Annotated in this window: 21 protein-coding genes; 10 read left to right on the forward strand and 11 right to left on the reverse strand. The window is 65.9% G+C overall.

What is annotated here, in order from left to right; all coding sequences use genetic code 11:
* Positions 1-17 precede the first annotated feature (17 nt).
* From CKO40_RS07840 to CKO40_RS07850, 3 genes are all read right to left on the reverse strand, one after another.
* Complete coding sequence (locus tag CKO40_RS07840) at positions 18-980, reverse strand: response regulator (protein ID WP_200345649.1); 963 nt, start codon at positions 978-980, stop codon at positions 18-20.
* Between the two features lie 136 nt (positions 981-1,116).
* The gene (locus tag CKO40_RS07845; RefSeq protein WP_242476901.1) at positions 1,117-1,560 is read right to left on the reverse strand and encodes a hypothetical protein; all 444 of its coding nucleotides are present in this window, start codon (positions 1,558-1,560) and stop codon (positions 1,117-1,119) included.
* Positions 1,561-1,567: 7 nt separating this feature from the next.
* Entirely contained in the window at positions 1,568-2,278 is a 711-nt protein-coding gene (locus CKO40_RS07850) for an SDR family NAD(P)-dependent oxidoreductase (protein ID WP_200345650.1), read from the reverse strand.
* Positions 2,279-2,671: 393 nt separating this feature from the next.
* Between CKO40_RS07850 and lapB the strand changes: the two genes are divergently transcribed.
* The 3 genes from lapB to galU all read left to right on the forward strand — a co-directional run bounded on the left by lapB (position 2,672) and on the right by galU (position 5,785).
* Positions 2,672-3,883, forward strand: coding sequence for a lipopolysaccharide assembly protein LapB (gene lapB / locus CKO40_RS07855; RefSeq protein ID WP_200345651.1), 1,212 nt, complete (start codon positions 2,672-2,674; stop codon positions 3,881-3,883).
* 225 nt (positions 3,884-4,108) lie between these two features.
* Entirely contained in the window at positions 4,109-4,831 is a 723-nt protein-coding gene (gene pyrF / locus CKO40_RS07860; protein ID WP_200345652.1) for an orotidine-5'-phosphate decarboxylase, read from the forward strand.
* Between the two features lie 81 nt (positions 4,832-4,912).
* On the forward strand, positions 4,913-5,785 hold the full coding sequence (gene galU / locus CKO40_RS07865) for a UTP--glucose-1-phosphate uridylyltransferase GalU (protein WP_200345653.1): 873 nt from the start codon (positions 4,913-4,915) through the stop codon (positions 5,783-5,785).
* 63 nt (positions 5,786-5,848) lie between these two features.
* Here galU and CKO40_RS07870 read toward each other — a convergent pair whose 3' ends face one another.
* The 3 genes from CKO40_RS07870 to CKO40_RS07880 all read right to left on the reverse strand — a co-directional run bounded on the left by CKO40_RS07870 (position 5,849) and on the right by CKO40_RS07880 (position 10,579).
* Positions 5,849-5,995, reverse strand: a complete 147-nt coding sequence (locus CKO40_RS07870; RefSeq protein WP_200345654.1) for a hypothetical protein — start codon at positions 5,993-5,995, stop codon at positions 5,849-5,851.
* A gap of 76 nt (positions 5,996-6,071) precedes the next feature.
* Positions 6,072-9,362 (reverse strand): efflux RND transporter permease subunit, encoded by a 3,291-nt coding sequence (locus tag CKO40_RS07875; protein ID WP_200345655.1) that lies wholly within the window; start codon positions 9,360-9,362, stop codon positions 6,072-6,074.
* 137 nt (positions 9,363-9,499) lie between these two features.
* Positions 9,500-10,579: an efflux RND transporter periplasmic adaptor subunit gene (locus tag CKO40_RS07880; RefSeq protein WP_200345656.1), complete on the reverse strand. Its 1,080-nt coding sequence runs from the start codon at positions 10,577-10,579 to the stop codon at positions 9,500-9,502.
* Between the two features lie 252 nt (positions 10,580-10,831).
* Between CKO40_RS07880 and CKO40_RS07885 the strand changes: the two genes are divergently transcribed.
* The gene (locus tag CKO40_RS07885; RefSeq protein WP_200345657.1) at positions 10,832-10,972 is read left to right on the forward strand and encodes a hypothetical protein; all 141 of its coding nucleotides are present in this window, start codon (positions 10,832-10,834) and stop codon (positions 10,970-10,972) included.
* A gap of 266 nt (positions 10,973-11,238) precedes the next feature.
* Here the strand turns inward: CKO40_RS07885 and CKO40_RS07890 are convergent, their stop codons facing one another.
* On the reverse strand, positions 11,239-12,027 hold the full coding sequence (locus tag CKO40_RS07890) for an alpha/beta hydrolase (RefSeq protein WP_200345658.1): 789 nt from the start codon (positions 12,025-12,027) through the stop codon (positions 11,239-11,241).
* Positions 12,028-12,253: 226 nt separating this feature from the next.
* Positions 12,254-12,949 carry a ferritin gene (locus CKO40_RS07895; protein WP_338074144.1) on the reverse strand — a complete coding sequence of 232 codons (696 nt, stop codon included), beginning with the start codon at positions 12,947-12,949 and terminating at the stop codon, positions 12,254-12,256.
* A gap of 316 nt (positions 12,950-13,265) precedes the next feature.
* Here CKO40_RS07895 and CKO40_RS07900 point away from each other — a divergent pair, with 316 nt between their 5' ends.
* On the forward strand, positions 13,266-14,690 hold the full coding sequence (locus CKO40_RS07900; protein WP_200345659.1) for an NAD(P)H-binding protein: 1,425 nt from the start codon (positions 13,266-13,268) through the stop codon (positions 14,688-14,690).
* 438 nt (positions 14,691-15,128) lie between these two features.
* The gene (locus CKO40_RS07905; RefSeq protein ID WP_200345660.1) at positions 15,129-16,637 is read left to right on the forward strand and encodes an OmpA family protein; all 1,509 of its coding nucleotides are present in this window, start codon (positions 15,129-15,131) and stop codon (positions 16,635-16,637) included.
* A 55-nt stretch (positions 16,638-16,692) separates the two neighbouring features.
* Here CKO40_RS07905 and CKO40_RS07910 read toward each other — a convergent pair whose 3' ends face one another.
* On the reverse strand, positions 16,693-17,802 hold the full coding sequence (locus CKO40_RS07910) for an adenylate/guanylate cyclase domain-containing protein (protein WP_200345661.1): 1,110 nt from the start codon (positions 17,800-17,802) through the stop codon (positions 16,693-16,695).
* A gap of 36 nt (positions 17,803-17,838) precedes the next feature.
* Complete coding sequence (locus CKO40_RS07915; RefSeq protein WP_200345662.1) at positions 17,839-19,443, reverse strand: bifunctional aminoglycoside phosphotransferase/ATP-binding protein; 1,605 nt, start codon at positions 19,441-19,443, stop codon at positions 17,839-17,841.
* A gap of 164 nt (positions 19,444-19,607) precedes the next feature.
* Between CKO40_RS07915 and CKO40_RS07920 the strand changes: the two genes are divergently transcribed.
* A complete protein-coding gene (locus tag CKO40_RS07920) occupies positions 19,608-19,808 on the forward strand; it encodes a YgaP family membrane protein (RefSeq protein ID WP_200345663.1) in 201 nt (66 codons plus the stop codon).
* 81 nt (positions 19,809-19,889) lie between these two features.
* Here CKO40_RS07920 and pgl read toward each other — a convergent pair whose 3' ends face one another.
* Positions 19,890-20,600 carry a 6-phosphogluconolactonase gene (pgl, locus tag CKO40_RS07925; RefSeq protein ID WP_200345664.1) on the reverse strand — a complete coding sequence of 237 codons (711 nt, stop codon included), beginning with the start codon at positions 20,598-20,600 and terminating at the stop codon, positions 19,890-19,892.
* Between the two features lie 249 nt (positions 20,601-20,849).
* Between pgl and CKO40_RS07930 the strand changes: the two genes are divergently transcribed.
* The 3 genes from CKO40_RS07930 (at position 20,850) to CKO40_RS07940 (ending at position 22,984) form a co-directional block, all read left to right on the forward strand.
* Positions 20,850-21,209, forward strand: a complete 360-nt coding sequence (locus tag CKO40_RS07930; RefSeq protein ID WP_200345665.1) for a TusE/DsrC/DsvC family sulfur relay protein — start codon at positions 20,850-20,852, stop codon at positions 21,207-21,209.
* Positions 21,210-21,435: 226 nt separating this feature from the next.
* Positions 21,436-22,464 carry a sodium:calcium antiporter gene (locus tag CKO40_RS07935; protein WP_207173485.1) on the forward strand — a complete coding sequence of 343 codons (1,029 nt, stop codon included), beginning with the start codon at positions 21,436-21,438 and terminating at the stop codon, positions 22,462-22,464.
* On the forward strand, positions 22,457-22,984 hold the full coding sequence (locus CKO40_RS07940; RefSeq protein ID WP_200345666.1) for a hypothetical protein: 528 nt from the start codon (positions 22,457-22,459) through the stop codon (positions 22,982-22,984). The genes CKO40_RS07935 and CKO40_RS07940 overlap by 8 nt, the downstream gene beginning before the upstream one ends.
* Positions 22,985-23,120: the final 136 nt, after the last annotated feature.

The raw sequence follows: 23,120 nt of genomic DNA on the forward strand, positions 1-23,120 counted from the left end.
CCCTCCCGTTTCCGTCCCTAGAACCCCATCGGCTGCATCTCCCAGCGGCGCAGCGACAGCTGACCGCAACCACTGCTGGCGGCCTCATCCAACGCCCGGGTTGCCAGTAGCGTCATCTCTTGCGGGCGCACACGCATGGTCGGATCGATCAGGACGAAATCGGCACTGACCCCGCCCACGCTCGCTGTAAGAGGTCGACGCGCGGCCCCTTCGCCATGCTGGAGCCCGAGTGCCGCGACCGCATCGATCAACGCCGCGCCGCGCGCCGAGGCGGTGGCGACATCGGCATGCGGCAACAACAGCGCAAATTGCGGCCCGCCGTAATGCGCGCACAGATCGAGCGGCCCCGATGCCTTGGCAGCAGCAGCGCAGCCGACCTGCTCGACCGACCGCTGCAGCGCCGAGCGCCCCTGTGCTTGGGCAACCAGATCGAAGGCGTCGATGCCGAGCAACAGCAATGAGAGCGGCGCGCCCTCAAGCTGCGCGCGCGTCGTCTCGCGCTCGAGCACCTGATCGAAGGTCGCCCGATTGGGCAGGCCGGCAACGGTGTCGAGATTGGCGAGGGCCTTGAGCCGATCGCGGCTCGCCTTGAGCTCCAGATGCGTCTTGACGCGGGCTCGAACGGTCAGCCGTTTGATCGGTTTGGTGATGTAGTCGACGGCCCCCACCGCGAAGCCCTTGGCCTCGTCCTCGAGGTCGGTCTTCGCGGTCACGAAGATCACCGGGATCTCGGCCAGCTCTGGGTCCAGCTTGAGCAGCCGACAGACCTCATACCCGTCGACCTCCGGCATCATGATGTCGAGCAGGATCAGATCGATGCGCTGGGACGAGGTGAGCTCGATGGCCTCATCGCCGGAGATCGCGAAGAACACCTCGTATTCGGTGCCGAGCGCCGCCGCAAGCACCTCGATGTTCTCTGGCACATCATCGACGATCAGGATGTTGCGCCGCTGCTCCGGCGCCGGGTCAGTGCTGGCCATCGCCGCTCTCCTGAGGATGCACTCCCGCCATCGCGCTTCGGGATCAGGCCTACTGGATCGGGTCTATCGGGTCGGGTCTCTCGGGTCGGGTCAGCGACCGAAACGAGGCGCTTCGATGCAGCAACGGCTGAGCCCGTTACGGAAACTGCTCGAGCTGCTCCATAGCCTGCTCGTAACGGGCGCGCAGCTCGTTCCGCAGCTTGGCCTCCTTGGCGCCCGCACAGCCGCCCATGGCACGCAGCCGCGCGAGAAAGTCACGCGTCATGCGCTCTTGGACATCACGATAATACCCTTCCGGGAAAAGATCATCCTGAGCGTCGATCACCGTCATCCGGAACCCGCTCGCCAAGGCCTTATTGAGGTTCTCGGTACGGCGCCCAGACCGATCCTGTCGGCAACGGCTGTTGTAGAGGTCAAGCTCGAATGCCGCTTCGACCGCATCGACGATCAGCGCCTCGGTCTGCTCATCGAGCAGCGGTGCAGCACTGGATAAGATGGGGATCGCCCAAAGGGCCGATAGCAGCCCCCACGCCGCCAAGGCACGCGCGGAGCGCACCCCATGACATCGTTTTGAACGCATGCTGCTCTCAGCTCCGGCCATAGACTGGCACGGCGGCACCGGTCACGCAGCGCGCTGCATCGGAGGCCAAGAAGAGCATCACGTCGGCCAGCGCTGCCGGCGGCACCCACTTGCTGTGGTCTTGGTCGGGCATCGCGGCACGATTCTCAGGTGTATCGACGGTTCCTGGGAGGATACAATTCACCCGAATCCCCTGTTCCTTGTGCTCCTGCGCAAGCGATTCGGTCAGCGCGATCACTCCGGCCTTCGAGGCACAGTACGGCCCCATGCGGCCTTTCGCATTGAGGGCGGCCCGAGCCGAGACATTGACGATGGTCCCCGCTCCCTGTGTCAGCATGACCGGGACCGCCGCCCGGCAGCAGTGAAAGACGCTGCGAAGATTCAGATCCAGCATCCTGTCCCAGGTGTCGTCATCGGTCTCGTGCAGCGGCGGCCCCATCGCGAACCCACCGGCAACATTGGCCAGGATATCGATGCGGCCAAAGCGCGCCTTGACCGCGTCTATGACCCGCTCGGCCTCGCCGGCCGACAGCAGATCGACAGGAAAGGTGTCCCAATCGCCACCTGGCAGGGCCTCGGTGACCTCATCAAGACGCTCCGGACTGATATCCAGCATCGCCACCTTCGCGCCCTGCCCGAGCAAGGCGGTGCAGAGCGCCCGGCCCAGGTTACCTGCCGCACCGGTGACCACTGCAACCTGATCTTTGAATTGCCCCATATGAAGGCTCCTGACGCCAGCGGTTTGAAATCGGGTTGGGGCACAGGGCGGACAGCGCCACTCGACCCCGCTGCCAACAACTTAAAGGCAGCGCGACAGACTGTAAATGTCGCATTGGCAGAACCTTTGGGGCGCTTGCGCCGTTGACCACCATGCGACCCCCCATTGTTCTCTGTATCATGTGCGGTTGTTGTAACGCAGGGTTCAGACACTTGGCATTGCAGCGTAGACCGATAGCGGAAGGGCGTAGCGGTCGCGAGCGCTCGAAGCGCCTGCGGCTCAGCGCCGCTATGCCGCACTTCGCAGAGAGCGGGCTGACCGAATCGCCGCCCTCTGGGACGCGCGTTCCGACGATGCGCACCCTGTTTTAGGCTGCAACCAGGCCGGCATCCAATGCAGTGGCTTTTCCTCTTGCTACCGATCGCAGCCGCCTCCGGCTGGCTGGTCGCGCGGCGCACCGGTGCGAGCCGGCGCGCCTGCGCAAACGCCGGCAATGCCGCCCCGGTCTTCTTTCGAGGGCTGAACTACCTGCTCAACGAACAGCCCGACAAGGCCATCGACGTCTTCTTGGAGCTTGCCGAGATCGACGGCGAGACGGCCGAGACGCATCTCGCGCTCGGGTCGCTCTTCCGCCGGCGCGGCGAGGTCGATCGTGCGATCCGTATCCACCAGCATCTGGTCGCACGCGGGACGCTGAGCAACGCGCAGCGCGGCTATGCCCTCTACGAGCTCGGTCGCGACTACATGCTGGCCGGCCTGTTCGACCGCGCCGAGAGCCTGTTTCAAGAGCTCGTGGAGCAAGGTCTCCAGGATCGGAATGCGCTGCGCAGCCTGATCGAGATCTATCAGGCCGAAAAGGACTGGCATCGCTGTCTGCAGACCGCCGATCAGCTGCAACGTCGGTCCGATCGTCCGATGCAGACCGAGATCGCGCACTATCATTGCGAGCTCGCCGAGGAGTGCCTTCGCCACCATCAGCACGATCAGGCGCGTGCGCACCTGCTCGATGCACAGGCGGTGGACCCGAACTGCATTCGTGCAACGATGATCCAGGCACAGATGGAGCTCGATGGCGGCGATACCGCCTCGGCCTTGATGCTGTACCGACACCTGGTGCGTCGCGGGCCGGACTATCTGCCGGCGATGCTGCCGCAGCTCCTCCGATGCTGCGAGTGTCTCGGCCGCGACGCGGTCGCCAAAGAGCTCAAGGACCTCTTCAATACGCACCCCTCGCCGCCGCTGATGCTCGAGCTATCGCGGGCCATCGAGCGCGAATCCGGCCCTGAGGCGGTGCGCGAATTCCTTGTCGAGTATCTCGGTGCGCACGCCGATCTGGTCGGCGCTGAGCGTTTGCTCGAGCTGCGGCTCTCCTCTCAAGCGTTACGAAGCGCCGACGGCGATGCCCAGCTGCTCGAGGTGATTCGGTATCTGGTCGCCAGCCAACCGGGGTATCGCTGTGATCAGTGTGGGTTCGAGGCGCGTGCTTTGCATTGGCAGTGCCCAAGCTGCAAGCACTGGGGCAGCGTCAAGGCCGTTGCTCCGCCGCCGCTTGATCAATCCAGCAACGGGATCGCCTCAGCGGCTTCAGCATGCATCACCCACTGACGATCATGGCGGCCACCCCCCCGGAGAACGAGACGATCTCAGCCAGTGTTGCACGATATACCCAAAGCACGTCAGTGCTCGGCACGGCAGAGCGGAGGGTCGAGCGACGGCGTCCCCCGAGCGCCGTGACGCGACCCGCAGCGGTCGAGGAAAACCGAAAATCGGTTTGCGATGGGTATAACCTCGCACCTGCCGCCGAGCCCCAACCTTGCTCATAGGCCCACTATGCCGCCCTCACCTCAAACCCGAATCATCGTTGCATTGGATGTCGCCTCGGCCGAGGCGGCACTCGCGCTTGCCGACCGGCTCGACCCCGCTCAGTGTCGCGTCAAGGTCGGCAAGGAGCTGTTCACGCGTGCCGGGCCAGTGGTGGTGGAACAGCTGGTTTCGCGCGGCCTCGATGTCTTCCTCGATCTCAAGTACCACGACATCCCCAACACCGTTGCCGGTGCCTGTGCCGCGGCCGCCGACCTCGGGGTCTGGATGCTCAATGTACACGCCGCCGGCGGGCTGGCGATGATGCAAGCAGCGCGTGAGCGACTCGCGCAGACCGCGGCGCCGCCGCTGCTGATCGCCGTGACCGTGCTCACCAGCCTCGATACGGACGACCTTGCCGCGATCGGCTGCGCTGGCAACCCGCGCGATCGTGTCCAGACGCTGGCCGAGCTGGCGCTGCAGGCCGGTCTCGATGGTCTGGTCTGCTCGCCGCAGGAGGTGGCCGTTCTGCGCGAGCGATTCGGCCCGCAGCCGCTCCTGGTCACTCCGGGTGTGCGCCCGGCCGACACGGCCAGCGGTGATCAAAAACGCACCATGACGCCTGCTGAAGCGATCGCTGCCGGTGCAGACCACCTCGTGATCGGCCGCCCGATTACCGCCGCGCCCGATCCAATGGCGGCGGTCGAGGCGATTCGAGCCGAACTGAGCGCGCTCCCAGCAGGGAGCGCCTGACCACTCCAACCAGGTCCCCCGTTCAGATCACCGGACGGAACCTCATCCGCGCATTCAACCAACACATCCACAGGAGTCCTCATGGCCAAGATCAACAAGGCTGTCTTCCCCGTCGCCGGCCTCGGCACGCGCTTCCTCCCGGTCACCAAGGCCAGCCCGAAGGAGATGCTGCCCGTCGTCGACAAGCCCCTGATCCAGTATGCCGCTGAGGAGGCCGAGCAGGCCGGCGCGCAGCAGCTGGTCTTCATCACCGGCCGCCATAAGCGCTCGATCGAGGATCACTTCGACAAGAATCCGGAGCTCGAGTCCGAGCTGCGCTCGGCCGGCAAGACCAAGCTCCTCGAGATCGTCCAGACGATCCTGCCGGAGCATGTCAACTGCATCTATGTGCGCCAGCCCGAGGCGCTCGGGCTCGGCCACGCGGTGCTCTGCGCCAAGCCCGTGGTCGGCAACGAGCCATTCGCGATCCTGCTCGCCGACGATCTGATCGCCAACGACGGCGACGGCGTCTGCCAGCAGATGGCCGATCTGCATGGGCGCACCGGCGCCAGCATCCTCAGTGTCGAGGAGGTCCCCGCGAACGAGACCCACAAGTACGGCATCGTCGAGACCGAGACCCAGCCCGACGGCACCCTGCGAGTGACCTCGATCGTCGAGAAACCGAAGCCGGCCGATGCACCGTCCAATCTGGCCGTCGTCGGCCGCTACCTGCTCACGCCGACGATCTTCGACAAGCTGGAGAACACCCAGGCTGGGGCCGGCGGCGAGATCCAGCTCACCGACGCGATCGCCGCGCTGCTCGAAGAGGAGACCGTGCTCGCCCACCCGTTCCAGGGCAAGCGCTACGACTGCGGCAGCAAAGAGGGCTATCTGGAGGCGACGGTCGAGCTCGCCCTCGACCACCCCGAACTCGGCGAGTCCTTCCGCCGTTACCTGAAAACAATGGACTTCTGAGACGAGCAGGACGCTGCGGGGCCCGACACCAGCGGACGCCCCGCCCAGTCCTTTGACCTGTTCTCACTCCCAGACGATGGGGCCGATGATCAGGCGCGCTTCCAGCTGATCGCCGATGCGATCGGCCAGCTCGATGCGGCCTGACGGCGAGGCAGAACGCGATCGGCAGCCGGACCAGCGACGCGATCCGTCGCAGATCGTCTGGCGCAATGCCGATGTGGAGGGACATCGGCGCACGCCTGAACCGCCGCAGTGCGAGGCCCATCCGGGACGCCCCGAGCAGCGATCAGGCCTCCACGGCCGGCCTTGCCCGTGCAGCCGCGGCCGCCGGCCGCGCAAACCGCAACGTGAGCGCCAGCAGCGCCGGCATGAAGGTCAGGGTCACCAGGGTGCTGAACAGCAGCCCGAACAGCACGATCGCGCCCAGGCCGCGATACAGCTCGGTGCCGGCACCGGGGTTGAGCACGAGCGGCGAAAGCCCCGCCACCGTGGTCACCATCGACATCATGATCGGGCGCAGGCGCACCCGTACCGCGTCGGTGATCGCATCGATCACCCGCATGCCGGCGTCGCGCACGTTGCTCACCGCCCGCTCGGTGATCAGGATCGGGTTGTTGACCACGGTCCCGATCAGCACCAGGAAGCCGAGCATCGTGATCATGTCGAACGGCTGCTGGATCGGGTAGAGCCCGATCTGATCGAGCTGGCCGCCGATCAGGTTCAGCAGGGCCAGCCCGGCGATGCCGCCGCTGACGCCGATCGGCACGCTGGTCATGATCAGCAGCGGCCAGCCCCAGTGGCTGAACACCGCGACCATCAGCAGATAGGCGATCAGCAGCGCGACCGCGAAGAACCCGGCGAGCGCATCGCGGGTCGCCTCCAGCCGGTCGCTGGCGCCGCTCAGGGTCAGCGCGATCTCGGGCGGCAGCTCGCCGTTCGCAGGCATCCCGGCGATGATCTGCTCGCGCACCAGCCGCACGCCCTCCTCCAGCGGCACCGCGCGCGGCGGGATGATGCTCAGGGTCACGGTGCGGTCGGCATCGACGCGGCGGATGGTCTCGGTGTTGACGGTCTCGGCGAGCCGGGCGACCGCTGACAGCGGCACCACCCCGCCAGCGGGCGTCGACAGCAACAGCCGCTCGAGATCCTGCGGCCGCTCGATCGTGCCCTCGGTGCTGTAGAGAAAGAGATCGATCTCGTCATCGCCGACGAAGACCTCGTCGACGAAGGCGCCGTCGGAGAAGGCCCAGATCGCATAGCCGAGATCGCCCGGCGTCAGCCCGAGCTCGGCGGCGCGCTCCCAGTCCGGCCGGATCTCGAGCATCGGCTGGCCGAGCACCAGGCTCGAGGGCTCGGACTTCAGACGCGGCGCATCGAACAGCCCGCGCGCCTTGGCCTTGACCTGGCGCGCGGCCTCGAACAGGGTCGGCAGGTCCGGGCCGCTGATCTCGATGTTGATCGAGCGCGTGCCGCCGAAGTTGCTCGAGAAGATCGAGCCGCGGCTGGAGAAGCTGCGCAGGCCCGGCAGCTCCCGGGTCTTCTCGCGGGCAACGTCCATCAGCGCCTCGGTGTCGCGGCGGTGGGTCGCCTCGCGCACGACGAAGACCAGCCGCTCGCTGGCGAAGCCGATGGTGAAGTTGAGCGGCGGGACGGCGGTCTCGCCGGCCGCGAATGCGGACCGGTCCTGACCGACCGCCGGATAGAAGTCGGCATCGACGCGCTGGAACGCCTCGCGCATCATGTCGATGTTGTAGCCGGGCGGCGCGAACATCAGCGTGAAGACCTTCGCCTCCTCGCCCTCGGGCAGGTACTCGGCCGCCGGCGTCAGCCAGGCGATGATCGCCCCGGCGATCGCCAGCACCAGGGCGATCACCGCGACCGGCCGCACCCAGCCGACGCTGATCCAGCGCACCGCCGCGAGCACCGCCCGCGCGAAGGCGCCGCCGGCGCGATCGAGCCAGCGCGTTGGGCGGTCGCCGTGGCGGCTGTCGGAGTGGTCATCAGGGTAGTCGTCGAAGCGGTCATCGGGGCGGCCGTCGGGGCGATCCTCGGGGCGGCCCTCGGGGCGGCCCTCGGAACGGTCGGCGCGTGGCAGCCGCAGGAAGCGGCCGGAGGCGGCCGGCACCAGCGTGATCGCGATCAGCATCGACATCAGGATCGAGGCCGAGATCGCGACCGCGATGTCCGAGTAGAGCTGGCCGGCCTCCTCCTCGACGAAGATCACCGGCAGGAACACCGCGACCGTGGTCAGGGTCGAGGCCAGCACCGCCGGCCAGACCTCGCGCACGCCCTGTAAGGCGGCCGTCATCCGGTCCTTGCCCTTGGCCAGATGCCGGACGATGTTCTCGAGCACGACGATGTTGTTGTCGAGCGTCATCCCGATCGCAAACGCGACACCGGCCAATGAGATCACGTTGATCGTGCGCCCGGTGATCAGGATGCCGAGGAAGGCGGCGATGGTGCAGAGCGGGATACCGACCGCGCCGATCAGGGTCGCCGGCACCGAGCGCAGGAACAGGAACAGCACCAGTACCGCGAGCACCGCGCCGATCGCCAGGTTGCGCTCGACCACCGCGATCGCATCGGTCACATAGACGACATCGTCGGCGGTGCGCACCAGCTTGAGTCCGCGCGGGTTCAACAGCCGCTGATTGAGATCGTCGACGGTCGCGAGCATCGCCTCCTTGATCGCGATGACGTTGCTGCCGATCTGGCGGTTGACCGCGAACGACAGGATCGGGCGGCCCTCCGAGTAGGCGAAGCTGCGCACCTCGGCATAGCCGAGCTCGGCATGGCCGACGTCCTCGAGCCGCACATAGGCGCCGTCGCGCTCGGCGATAACGAGTCGTTCGAGCGCCTCCGGGCCGTCGAAGCGGCCGATCGTGCGCAGCAGATAGCGACGCTTGCCGCTGTCGAGGTCGCCGCCGGAGACATCCTGATTGCGCGCCCGGATCGCCGCGCGCACCTGGCTCAGCGTGATCTCGCGCTCGGCGAGGCGCACCGGATCGACGAACACCTGCATCTGCCGCGGCGCCCCGCCGCGCAGATCGACGCTCGAGACGCCGGGCACCCGCTCCATCGGGGTCAGCACGTACTCCTCGACCCAGTCGCGCAGGGCGACGATCTCGTCCTCGGTGAACTGCCCGGTCTCCGGCATCAGCCGGAAGAACATGAACGCATTCGACGAGAAGGCCTCGGCGCGGATGCTCGGCTGATCGACGTTCTCCGGGTAGGTCGGCACCTGCGAGAGGGCGTTGTTGACGTTGAGCAGCGCCTCCTCGAGGCTGATCGAGAACGGGAACTCGAGCTCGATCGTCGCGCGGCCGGTGCTCGCGGTCGCGACCATGCGCTCGAGCCCGGGGATGCGCCCGAGGTATTTCTCCTGCTCGACGACGAGCTCCTTCTCGACATCCTGCGGCGCGGCGCCGGGCCAGCGGGTCTCGACCGTGACCACGCGGGCGTCGAGGTCCGGGATCATCTGCACCGGCAGGTTGAAGATCGCCAGGATGCCGAACAGGGTCAGGATCAGGATGCCGACGGTCAGGATGACCGGCCGTTCGATCGCGAAGCGGAACATCGTTGTTGCCTGCTACCTGAGCCGGTCAAGCCGAATGGCTGGGGCGCATTGGGTGGGGTGAACCGGGTTGGGGCGCGGCTGGCCGGGTTGCGGCTGGTCGGGGCGCGGCTGGTTGGGACGCGAAGGGGCAGGCATCATCATTGCGGGGCCACGCGCTCGTCGGGCTCGAGCTGCTCATTGCCCAAGAGCACGACGCGATCGCCAGGGCTGAGCGTGCTGCCCAGCACCTCGACCCGCCCATCCTGGCTGCGGCCGAGCTCGACCGCGAGCGGCTGCGCCGTCGCCACTCCGTCGACCTGCTCCACCCGCCAGACCCGGCGCGCGCCGCCGACCTCGGCGACGATCGCATCACGCGGCACGGTGAGCACCTGCTCGGTGCCGCGATCGGCCGCGACCCGGACGCGCGCCGACATCCCCGGCGCCAGCCGATGGCCGGGGTTGGGCAGGTCGATCAAGACCGGGAAGATCCGCGAGCGCGCATCGCCGGCCGCAATCTTTGCCGCGACCTCGCCGTCGAAGACGGCGCCGGGAAACGCATCGAACCGGATGCGGGCCGGCGCGCCGGCGGCGATGCGGGCATAGTCGCGCTGCGGCAAGGTCGCCCGCACCCGCAGCCGGTCCATCGCGATCAGCTCGAAGGCGGCCTGATCGCGCTGCAGCCATTCGCCCTGCTCGGTGCGCTTGGCGACGATCATGCCCGCGAACGGGGCGCTGAGCCGGTGGCGCGCGTGCAATTCCTCGGCCCGCGTCACCTCAGCGCGCGCCGCCTCCACCGCCGCGGCCGCAATCTCGACCTGCGCGATCGCTGCTTGGATCTCGGTTGCGGACGCATGCCGACCCTCCTTCAGGCGCAGCAGTTCGTCGCGCACCCGCACCGCGTCACGCTCGCGCGCCTCGGCCTCGGCGAGCCGCGCCGCGGCGGCATCGCGGTCGATCTCGGCGAGCTTGGCATCGAGTCGCAGCAGCAGCGCGCCGGCCTCGACCTCCATGCCCTCGTCGACCCGCAGCTCGACCACGCGGCCTTCGACCTCGGGCGACAGGGCCGAGCGGCGCACGGCCGTCAGGGTGCCGGTCAGCTCGATCTCGGCGCGCCAGGCCTCGCGGCGGACCTCGGCCAATGTGACCGGGGTCGGCTCGGTCCCGTCGCTGCGCGCGCCATTCGGCCAGCCAACCGACGCCAGCGCAAACACCGCGGTCAGCAAGACCCCTAGTCGCATGCGTGTACGCCCCTGCCTACAAAGAGACCTCGCCTGGTCATGCTGTTCTTCCCGATCGTCCGAAGCGATAACGAGAGCCAATCGATCGAGAGGTCTACTCCTTATGCGATTCAACGATTGCGACTCAACGAGGCTTCAAGCCCCATAAAAAAATTTGATTGCCACAGCCGGCCCGAGCGGTAGCATAGCGCACCGGGCGCAGCTTGCCCCTAACGAGCCCAACGGGTCATTCAGACGCGGAGACGCCACCCAGTGAAGAACTGCAAACTCTGCAAACTGAGCCAACATTGCAACGATCTGCCCGGGATCTGCATCCTGATCCCATACCTTACTGTGGCGCTCGTGACGGTAACGATAGGCTATCTGTTCGTCACCCAGGAGCTGTTGATCTAGCCACCATGGTGACGCGCCAAACCAGAGAATGGAAGGTTCGCAGCCCTTGTTTCACAGTAACGATCAGGATGGCGCACCGTCCCCGAGGATGGCCATTAGACCCGGCTTAGGCGATTGCCGGAAAAGCTCGTACCGAATTGCGCAGGATGTTCGTTTGCCTTCGAGGAGCGTCGACGGCAGCATAGCCGGGCTATGTAACCGGCGGCGCGACGAAGAAGGCGAGCGAAAAGACCAGCAAGGCGGTATGAGCTTTGACAGAAATCGCCTTAACGTGCCGCCGATGTCGCGCAGGCCGGTGCCATCCCGTCACAGGTCTTGTCGCCACGCTCACAGAAGTCGAAACAGGTAATGAGGCGGCCTTCGAAGGTCGCCTCGACATCGAGCCCCTCACGCGTGCGATCGACCCTAAACCCCTCCTGACTCGCTGGCGTCTGGCCTACGAGCCGCAGTCGATCACTCGGGTAAGCGATCTCGAGCGCGACCCGCATTGGATAATAGCCGTCCAGGAAACGCCGCATATAGGGGCCGTTACGTAGACGGTACATCCCGTCGCCGAGCGACTGTAAGGCCCGGCTTTGGGCGCGGACGCAGAGCTCGGCATCGCGGCCGACATTCTCGAGCTGGACGCTGTGGCCCTCGACCCAGGCTCGCCCGATATTCTCACTGCGATCGATCGCGAGCTTCCTTATCCCATCCTTCCGGAACAGGATCTGGGCAGCCGGTACCGGATCGATATTCTCATGGCACTGTTCCAGATCGACCCAACCGCGCTGCAAGCTCGCTTCGGTGATCGCGATCCGGTTCTGGTGATAATGCGCTCCTTCGGCAGCAGGAGCGGGAATGAACTCGAGGTCACCCTCGTTGACCCGCGCGACCCGGGCCTCGAGGTCGGCCTCGTCGGGCCAGTCCTCCGGCCATTCCTCGGTGGCGGCAAAGGCGACCGAGATCATCAGACCCAGCAGCGCCATCGCCACTGCGGCGAGCCGCACCCATGAAGCGTCGCCGAATCGCTGAGCACGAGCGGACGAGGGGGTGTTGTGACCTGATGTCGCCATGGACAGTCCTCCGCGGGATCAATCGATGCAATCTATGCGTTGAGGCGTCGCGCGACGCGGGTCGCCACTCAACGACCGCGACCGCATGCCGGCCGGTCCAAGCGCACACTCTGTATGGCCCCTCATGTGCCGACATTGCGCTTCGGACAACTCTTACAACGCTTCCCTTCCTTGTACTTTTTGCAACATTTGCCGTTCTTTTTCGCCATCTGCGGCGTCTGCCCCGCTAAACTTCGGTCGCCGGTGCGGCAGCTGCGACCCGCTTCGCCGCCCCCGCCAGCTCGTTATCGATCATCAGCAATCCCTGGCCCTGGTCCCCAAACAGCCGCAGCCGGCCGAGGATGTCATTGACGGTTGCCTCCTCTTCGATCTGTTCGGTTACGAACCATTGCAGGAAGATGTGGGTGGCATGGTCCTTCTCTTGCGCAGCATGATCGACCAAGTCGTTGATCGCCTGAGTCACGGCGCGCTCGTGGCTGAGCGTACGCTCGAACATGTCCGTGATACCAGCGGTCTTCGCCGGCGGCGCCTCCACCGGGTCAAGCGCGACGATTGCGTCCTGGTCGAGCAGGTAACGATACATCTTCAGCGCATGGGTCATCTCTTCGCCGTGCTTGGCCATGAACCAGGCGGCAGTGCCCTTCAGGTTGCTGCTCTCGGCCTGCGCGGAGAGCCCGAGATAGAAGTAGGCGGAAAAGAGCTCACGGTTGATCTGCGCATTGATGCGCGATGCCATGTCGTCAGAAATCATCTGTGGGAGTCTCCATGCTGGGTTGTTTGGAGCGGCTAAACAGCCAGCCCAATACGGGTTCGTTGCCAAGCGAGCTGCCGCAGAGCCCAAGCGGAAGGCGATATAAAGCAATCCGAGAGCCAGAAGCGACCCCATCCGCATATCGGTTCGCTGAACTGAGAGATCGGTCACCTCTGTTTCGGTCAGTCGGTGCGCAAGGACCGCATCATCGCTGCGGCAACAGGCCGCACCGGATCACGCAAGCCGAAGAGGTTGCGAATCTAGGTCGATTTTCAAGCCCGAAGCCTGCACAGCGGCCGCGAACCTCCCCGCCGACCCCAAACCGCTGGGGTCCTCCTGACGCATCGGTCCGGATTGCGATCCGGCTGTAGAATTCGCACCGCCCTGCCCGCCCGTCGCCAACCCTCGGCGAGCCGTGCGCTCCTGACAGTGCCCTCACCCGATTTCGATTTCGTTCAACCCGTTCTGTACCTGACCAACCTGACCGATGAGCCCATCCAAACGCAACCGGCCGCGCGTCGCCGTCGCTGGCGCCAGCGGTTTTATCGGAACCGCCCTCTGCCCGCTGCTCGCCGAGCACTTCGAGGTCATCGCGCTGACGCGTTCGCCAGCGCGGGCGCGCACACCAGACCCGGCCGGCCACGTCGATTGGCGCCACTGCGACCTCTTCTCTGCGCCCGCGTTGACGACAGCGCTCGCCGACATCGATTACGCGGTCTATCTGGTGCATTCATTGGCCCCATCGTCCCGGCTCACTCAGGCCCGGCCGCGCGACATGGACCTGGTGCTAGCCGACAACTTCGCCCATGCCGCCGCCGCGAACGCTCTCAAGCAGATCGTCTTCGTCAGCGGCGTCATGCCCGAGAGCTTCCGCTTCTCGCCGCTGCTCTGGAGCCGACGCGAGGTCGAGATGGTCCTCGGCTCCCGCGGGACGCCGGTCACCGCGCTGCGCGCCAGTCTGGTCCTCGGCCCCGGCGGCACCGGCCCTAGCCTGCTGCTCGACCTGGTTCAGCGGCTGCCAGTGCTGCTGCTTCCGCCAGCAGCCGCCTCGTCGACCCGTCCAATCGCGCTCGCGGATCTCGTGCGCGCCATCCTGCTCTGCCTTGGCCGACCCGAGGCATTCTCAGGGGCGTTCGATATCGGCGGCGCCGAGACCCTGAGCTACGAGGCGATGCTCCGACAGACCGCCGAGGTGCTAGGACTGAGACGCCGCTTCATCAAGGTGCCTGCGCTGCCGATAACGGCGGCCTCGCTGACGGCCCAGGTTGTGAGCGGCGCGCCGCCGGCGATGGTCGGCGCCATCGTCGAAAGCCTGCCGCAGGACACGCTGATGCGCGACAATCCGGTGCAACGGGCGATCGCACCCGGCGCGCTCGGCTTTCGCGCCGCGTTGGAGGCCAGCATCGATCCCGCCACCGGGCGCCTCAGACCCAGCCCGCGACAACGCCTCAAGGAACAGGACCGCGAGGTCATGCGCGAGCAATCGCTGGTGCGCTCGATACAGCGCGCGCTGCTGCCGCCGGGCCAAGACGCCGCCTGGCTCGCCGGCAATTACTTCCGTTGGCTCGGCGAGTGTTGCTGGCCGCTGGTGCGCAGCGCGGTCAACGCGAACGGCGACGTGGAGGTCTGGTCGCGGCTACCGCCGATACGCATGCTGGTCTTGAGGCACATGGCCGACGAGAGCAGCCCCGAGCGCCAGGTCTACGAGATCGCCGCCGGTCGGCTTGCCCGCAGCGGCGCCGGACGCGCCCGCTTCGAGTTCCAGACCCTGCTCGACGGGCGTTATACGATGACCGCGATCCACGACTATGCACCGGCGCTTCCCTGGTATCTCTATGTCGTGACCCAGGCCGCTGTCCACCTTGCCGTGATGCGCCGCTACCAGCGCCGGCTGGCACGCTTGGCGCGCTGACCCCAGGTCATCGGCGCAACGCCTGCCCCTCGTGCAGCGACCTCACAGCCTGCCTAACGTTCATGGCACGGTGCACCCGGACGAGGAATCTCACGTGATTCACGATAACCTCAGCCCGCGAGCCCGGCGCAATCCAGCGCCGGCATTCTCGAGTACTCGCGGCGTTCTGGGGTATTCGCCCGGTCCTGCCCCAGCCCGCGATCCCGGCGCGAGCCGGTACCGGATGTGAGGCCCGTCACGGCCGAGCGCTGCTGAGCCGGCCAGAAATCGGCATAATGGCTCGCGTGATCAAGCCAGCCTGCTGCGGCGCATGGTCCTCTTTCATGACACAAGACGTTCGCCGGCGCAGGGGCGATCGTTAGGCGCCCGACCCGGCGCAAGCCAAACGAACAAGATCGCGCCTGCTCCTGAGCGCGACAGATTCCGGAGGATGACGCGTTGTCCGATTCGTCCCAGACTGTCTGGAAGCCCCTCTTCTGGCTCGCGTTGGCCGCATTGATCGGTGTCTACCTCCTGTACAACTTTCACAGTGACCAGCTAAGCCAAGCGATCAGCGATGAGCAACAGGCACTGCGCGCGCTCGACCAGGCTCTCGACTCGGCCACCGACGAGCTCGGGGCCGCGAAGCAGGCGTTAAGCGCTGCCAAGGCGCAGCTCAGATCGCTGAAGCAGACCCACGCGGACGAGATCGACGCCCTGCAGACAGCACACCGTGAGGCGCTCGCATCGGCCAAGGCCGGCCATGCCGAGACCACGGCCTCACTCAAGCAGACCCAGGCCCAGGAACGTGCCGAGCTCACCGAACAGCTCGAAGCGGCGCATGCGGAGCGTGATCAGCTCAAGCGCGCACGAGAAGAGCAGCCGCAAGATGCCGCGAGCGATGTCGAGGCACGGGTCGCCGCAGCGCGGGCGGAGCTGCGCGCAGAGTTCGAAGCCGACCGCCAAGCACTGGAAACCAAGCTATCCGACGCTGAGGGGCGTGTTCAGACGGTGCAACAGCAACTGAGCGCCGAGCGGGACGCGCTCGAGCAGGAGCGAGCGGAGGCGAAGGCAGCGCAGGCTGCAGAACGCGAGGCGCTTCTGGCCGACAACGAGGCCCGTATCCAGGCCCTCGAGGACGAGCATGCGTCAGCCCTCGCGAAGCTCGAGCAGCGTCGAACGGGACGGCAGGAGGATCTGGCCGAGGCGAACGCCCGCATCCAGCGCCTGACCGACAAGCTGCAGGCGGTCGAGAGCGCCAACGCCAAGCAGGCTGCCGCATTCGAAGACGAGCAGGCGGCGCTCAAGGCGCAGCTCGCTCAGGCCGAACAGTCGATCCAATCGCTCGAGCAGAGGCTTCAGGCACGTCATGACGCACTCCGCAGCCAATCTGCCGAGTATGAGACGCGCGTCGCCCAGGCCGAGCAGGCGCTCGCGGCGATGCGGGCTGAGATGGAAACGACGCAGCAGGCCCTGGAGGATGCGCGGGCGCGGGTGCGCCAGACACGAGCGCAGGCCGCCGACGAAGCCGCGGACCGGGTCCATGCCTTCTATGACCGGTTCGCCACGTTTGATGCGCGCGTCACCGAGCGTGGACTCTTGGTTAATCTCGCTGGCGAGGGCCTGGAGTTTCCGGTTGGAAGCGCCGTGATCCCGGCTAACGCCTCAGCGATGCTGGACCAGGTCGCCGCAGTGCTCGCGCAGCACCCAGATCGCCCGATCCTGATCGAAGGCCACACCGACAGCACAGGCAGCGCCGAGCTCAACCGACAACTCTCGCAGCAACGCGCGGATGCGGTTCGCGAGGCCCTGATCGACCGAGGGATCGACCCTGAACGACTGCGCGCCGAGGGAATTGGCGCCGCCAACCCGATTGCGAGCAATGCAACCGCGAGCGGCCGCCGACAGAATCGCCGGGTCGAGCTCTATATCGACCGCGAGCAGATCAATCCCGAACAGAGCGGGTGAGCCTCGCTCGGTGCCGACCCACCTCGGCGACAGAGACGGCACAGCAGTGGCGGTATCAGTGCCGCCAGAGGGACTCGTCGATCAGCTCCTTGAGCCGCTGATGCGCCGGCGTCTCCATCGAGGTCAGTTCTAGACTCGTGCGAAAGCGCCCGGCTCGAGGCACACTCCGCAGCACGCGCGCATAGACATCACCCACAGAGGGCCCCCCTTGCTGTGGCGTCAGGTTGATCACGACATCGGCGGCGCGCGGCAGACCCAACGGCAGATCAGCCGACAAGCCGTAGTAGCCGAGATCATTGATGAGCCCCGGAATCTGGCCGGGCCGGATGCGATTCTCATGGATCTGGCGGAAGGTGGCGTTCATCTTGACCGGGATGCGCGGTGCTCGGCGAACCTCAACCCTGGGCACCTCGAGCCGGTCGGGCCCGAGCACCGCCTGAAGCTCGTACAACCGAACCGGGTTCGGGATGCCTTTGAAGCGCACCTCGTTCACCGCGCCGACCTCGATCAGGTCCTCGGCGGCGGTCCGGCTCGACTCACTGATCAAGACCTGCCCGCGCATCGCGAAGGACTCCATCCGTGAGGCCAGATTCACCACATCGCCGATCACCGTATACTCGCTGTGCGTCGGCGCCCCGAAGCTACCGGCCACGAGCTCTCCGGTGTTGACCGCGATCCCGGCATAGATCCTTGGCATCCCTTGCGCATGATAGGCGCGGTTGAGCTCGAGCATCGCACGCTGCATCTCGACCGCACAGGCCAAGGCGCGTGCCGAATCATCGCCGCGGGGCTCTGGGAGCCCGAAGAGGGCCATGACCGCGTCACCGACGAACTTGTCGACGACGCCGCCGAAGCGTTCGATGATCTCGGTCATCGCGACGAACCAGCGCTGCAGCACCGCGATCATGCTCTCGAGCGGTATCGATGCCATCAACGCCGTGAAGCCACGGATGTCGGCGATCAACACCGTCGCATAGGCCTCGACGCGAGGCTGCGACTCGAGCAGGAACGCATCGAGGAGCGGATTCAGTCGCCTTGCGAGCTCATGCTCTCGCGTCGTTTCCACCAATTGCCCATCCGCAGGTGGCGATCCCGAAGCGCCATAGAGGTCTTCGACGACCTCGGTGATCGCTGAGATGAGCTGCGTCCTGTCTTGATGTTGCATGCTGGCAGACCGCGGACGGATGTTAAAGGAAGCGTATCATTCGGAGTGCGTCTGATTGCACTCTTTCCCAACGATGCGTGCCAGCACTGACTCGATCTGAAGCGGATGCTCGGTATCGAGAAAGAGCGCAAACCGGCGCTCTTCTGCCGTCAGCGGCTCAGCACGCGCCAACTGCAGCTCGAGCACGTCGATATCGGCGTCGGAGGCATCCTGGCCGTCGGCATAACGTGCTCGTACACGCTCTCTTAGCACGGCAATCGGTGCCTCCGGGACCAGGATACGATAAGGGCACCGCCGCTGTTGCGCCAGTGCCAGAAAGGGGGCGCGTTGGTCACGCCTCAGGAAGGTGGCATCGACCAGCACGCTGAAGCCCGAGCCGAGCAGGTTATCGGCGAGCTCGAGCAGCCGGCGGTAGGTGCGCTCGGTGGCCTGGGCCGAATAGAGCTGCTGGCTTTGATGCGCCTGCGGTCGATGCTGCTCGGGCACACCGAACAGGCGTTTACGCTCGATGTCCGAGCGCAGTTGGATAATCGGAAGATGCTCGCGTAGCAGATGCCCAAGGCCGGTCTTCCCGCTACCGGAAAGACCATGGGTGATGAACAGCTGCGGGCGATGGCGGCCGCTGCAGGTGCGGGCAAGCGCGAGATAGTGACCGATCGCAGCGCGCGGACCCGCCTGATCGCCTCCTGCCTCGGCCTGTTGACTGAGCTGGATCGCACATACCTTGGCGCGGACCAACGCCCGATAGACCTGGTAGAACCGTAGCACGGCCAGGCCCCCGTGATCCCCAGTCACCTCCAGGTAGCGGTTCAGGAAGCGTCGCGCCAACGCCTGCTCACCCGCCTCGGCCAGATCCATCGTCAGGAAGGCGATCTCACTGATGGTATCGATCCAACGCAGGCTCGCATTGAACTCGATACAGTCGAAGATCAGTGGCTCCCCGTCGATGACGACGATGTTCCCGCGGTGCATATCGCCATGACACTCGCGGATCGCGCCTTCGCGGCGTCGCGCCTCGAGCTGCCCGCGCAGCCGGCGAAACCGGTTATGCGTCCAGCGCTCCAGGCGCGTGAGCTGCAGCAACAAGTCCTGTGGCTCCGCGTCGCCAACCAGCGCGCGACGCAGGGGGCCAAAGTTGTCGAGCATCGGCGCGAGCACGGCATCGGGCTCGCCATAGGGCGAATCCGGTGGGGCCGGCGTCAGGCTGAGATGAAACTGGGCAACCCGCTCAGCAAGCCGGTCGATCAGCTGGCCGTCCAGTTTCCGTGCCGAAAGCAGAGATTCCTGCGGAAACCGCCGCATCCGCACCGCATAGTCGATCACATCCCCGGCGCCCGCGATCTGCACCCGATCTTCCAAGCGCGTGATCGGGACCACATCCAGGTAGAGAGGCCTTGCGAGCCGGCGGTTGAGACGGAGCTCTTCTTCGCAATAGAAGCGCCGCCGCATCAGGGTCGAAAAATCGACGAAGCCGAGCGAGACAGCGCGCTTGACCTTGTAAGCGAACTCACCGGCCAAAAAGACCTGCGAGATATGGGTGATCACGCGCTCCACGCGATCGACCGGGTGCGGATAGGCAGCCGGATCGAGCAACGCCTCCAATGCCTGGGACTGGTCGGCCTCCACCTTATGCTCTGCCATCACCAGCCGAGCAGGTGCCAATATTGCGCTTGCAGGTGTACGCCGACGCCCGGGCCAGCGACGCCGACGCAAGACAGCGCGCTGCCGACTTGCGAAAACAGGCGGCGACTCAATAGACTATTAGGCATCATCCAGTAACAGTTTGTTGTTCTGAGGCGCATCACATGACTATCGAACGTATCGTTTTCGCTGTTGCCGGGGCCTTCGTGCTGATCTCGGCGATCCTCGCCGCAACCGTCAGCCCATTATGGCTCTGGTTCACCGGTTTCGTGGGGCTCAACCTCTTGCAGTCGGCCTTCACCGGCTTCTGCCCGCTTGCCGTGATCCTGAAGAAGATCGGAAAAGAGCCCGGCCCCGCCTTTTGAGTCGAGCGCTTTGAGTCGAGCGCTCAGGCCCACGCATCGTCCGTCATTTGCTGTTTCTGGGCCGTCACCTAGGCTTGACGCTCAGCCAGCGATCGAACCGACCGCGGCGTTGTCAGCAAAAACCGTGCTGCTCGCCGCCGCGGCCACCTCAGCGACCGGCAGCGCCGCGCCATTCCTCCACTCGGTTAGCGCATCGGCCTTACCTCCACCGGTCACCAGAATCAGCACCTGCCGACTATCGGTCAGCGCCGCCGGAGTCAATGAGACCCGATCAGGCGGCGGCTTCGGGGCTGCATGAACCGGCATCACCAAGCGATCCTCCGGAACCTTCCGGCCTGGGAACAGGCTCGCAGTATGCCCGTCTTCGCCCATCCCAAGCAGCACCAGATCGAACGGCAGCGCTGCACGGACAGTGGATTCGTAGGCCCGCGCGCCGGCCTCGGCACCCGCCTCCGCCGGGATCGCCATCACCTGCGACCGCGGCACCGGCACCTGTCCCAGCCAGGCTCGCTCAGCAGCCAAGCTGTTACGCGCCGGATCATCGGCGGCGACACAGCGCTCATCGCCAAAGTAGATCCACCAGCGCCCCCAGTCCGCATCCGCGCCAGCAAGCCGTTCATAGGCCGCTGTCGGCGTGGTGCCGCCAGCCAGGCACAACCGGAATTGCCCTGCTCGAGCGATTGCAGCGCGAGCTGCGTCCATGATGGTCTCTGCCGTCGCGCGGGCCACGGCCGCTTGATCGTCGAACAGGCTGACCTTGGCACCGGGCAGGTCAATGGTCTCGGGATTCATCGTGCTGGACCCTCAATCTCAGATCGCCCCATGGTAAGCCTGCAGCGGCGCCTGCGGCCAGCGGCAGCCGCCGCTGCGAACAGGCCGGTCGTGACCGCGGACAGCAGGTCGGCCGCACCGCCCGGCAGTGCAGTTCGCGTTATGATCGCAGTAGGCCTCGGCGCCTCGGCGCCTCAAGCTTGACCTAATCCGCTCCACGGCGTAGTAACCCAACCACCATAAGCGACGGACTCTCGAGGAGACGCAGCCATGCCAGAGACGATGCAGGACATCATGAATCCGGGGGCAGCGAGTCACGATGACCGCTTCCCCCATGCACCAAGCGACTGGACAGCGGACGACGCGGAGCGAAGCGCCAGCGACGAAGGTCTGACAATGACCGACGATCACTGGGAGGTGATCCGCTCGTTGCAAGCCTATTTCGAGGGCGACGCGCATCCCAACACCCGCGTCTTGCACGACGCGCTGGACGAGCATTTCCACAGCCGCGGCGGCCTCAAGTACCTCTACGAGATCTTCCCCGGTGGCCCGGTTGCCCAGGGCTGCCGTCTCGCCGGCCTCAAGCCACCTGCCGGTGCGGTCGATAGCTCATTCGGGAGCGTCAAGTAGACGCCGCACTTGCTCTCTACTGAGCGGGCTCGTACGCCCCCAGCTGGGTGCACAAGTCAGCGCTCGGGTACGCACCTGAAAGCCCTGTCAGAACGACCCCGGTCCGCACTATCCGCTGTTTCGATAGCCAAGGGGCCTGCTGCCAGGGCTTCTCAGTCTCCCTTCGGGCGGCATTTGCTCGACCTTTCAACGTCGCCCTCGGACTGTCGAGGACCGGAGCCATCCGATGATCACTGCCGTGCTCGTCTGGGGTCAATTCGCAATTTGCGTCGTCGTGATCGCGATCGCCGGCGTCAAGCTCACCGAGTATGGAGACGCCATCGCCGACAAGACCGGCATGGGCGGCACCTGGGTCGGGCTCGTGCTCATCGCGACCGTGACCTCATTACCCGAGCTGGCCGCTGGCATCACCGCCTCGGCGGTGGCGCTGCTCCCGAACATCGCCGCCGGTGATGTGCTCGGCAGTTGCGTCTACAACCTCGCCATCCTCGCGATACTCGACCTGTTCACCCGCAATCAACCGGTGCTGGCCTTGGCGCGTCGAGAGCATGTGCTGTCAGGCGGCTTTGGGCTGGTGCTGATCGGCCTTGCAGGGCTCGGGCTGATCGCCGGGCAGGCGGGCCTCTCCGGATTCTCGGACCGGGTCTCCTGGATCACACCGCTACTGATCATCGTCTACATCGTGGCGATCCGCAGCCTGCACCGCTTTCAGGAGCAGGAGATCGAGCAGTTTACCGAGGAGGAGCCGGACCGCTACGCCGAGCGCTCGCTGCGCGAGATCGGTACCCGGTACGCGATCGCGGCCGGGTTCGTGATCGCTGCGGGCATCTGGCTGCCTTATGTCTCGGAAGATATCGCCGCGGTCATGGGGTGGGGCGAATCCTTTACCGGCACCCTGTTCACCGCGCTGAGCACCTCGTTGCCCGAGCTGGTGGTCACCCTGTCGGCACTGCGCATCGGCGCCATCGACATGGCAGTCGGCAACATCTTCGGCAGCAACATGTTCAACATCCTGGTGCTCGCGGTCGATGACCTCTTCTACCTGCCCGGACCGATCTATGCCGATCTCGCACTGGGCCATCTCACCTCGGTGCTCGCTGCCATGACGATGACGGGCGCCGTGGTGGTTGCCCTCTATTTTCGCCCCAGGGTGCGCGTGCTGCGACTCGGCGGCTGGGTCAGCTTCTCGCTGATCGGTCTGTTCGCACTCAATTCCTGGCTGATGTTCCACCTCGGAAGCACACCGCATGGCTGAGCCGGCGAGCGTTCCAGGACAAGACCAGGGCAGCAGCCCGACACCGCCCGCCAACGCCCACCTGGTGCACCAGACCGGTCGGCGGATGCGCCTCAAGGTGCCCTCGCGGCGCCACGATACCGCCTTCTTCGCGCGACTCGAGCAACAGCTGGCGGCTATTCCCGAGATCGAGGCGGCATTGATGACGCCCGCGACGGCAAGCGTGCTGCTGCGATTCGCCGAGGGCGAAGGCGACGGCGTTGCAGCGGCGATCGATGCGCTCGAGGGCATCGCGCTCGCCAAGCCCGACGCGAATCGGGCTGCCTCGCCCCACGAGACGGCCGCCAACGAGACCGAGCCAGCGCTGCAGCAGGGAAACGCAAGCGATCGCGTCGACCGTCGCGCATTGGCGTTTACGGTGCTGGTCCTCTTACTGCTTCGGCAACTCTTGCGCGGTGGCTGGCTCGCGCCGGGCCTGGCGTTGGTCTGGTTCCTGTTCGAGGTGCTGCGCGCGCGGATGCCGGAGGACGAGGCCCGTTAGGCGATTGCCGCCGGGTGACCACGGGTGATTGCTCACCCGTGGTTCCCACAGATCCGGACGTGCGGAATTCCCGCATCCGGCTCCTCAGTTGAGCAGTCGCTACACAACAATCGTTGCACACCCATCGGACAAAAGC

Source organism: Halochromatium glycolicum (genome assembly GCF_016584085.1).
GTDB classification, from domain to species: domain Bacteria; phylum Pseudomonadota; class Gammaproteobacteria; order Chromatiales; family Chromatiaceae; genus Lamprobacter; species Lamprobacter glycolicus.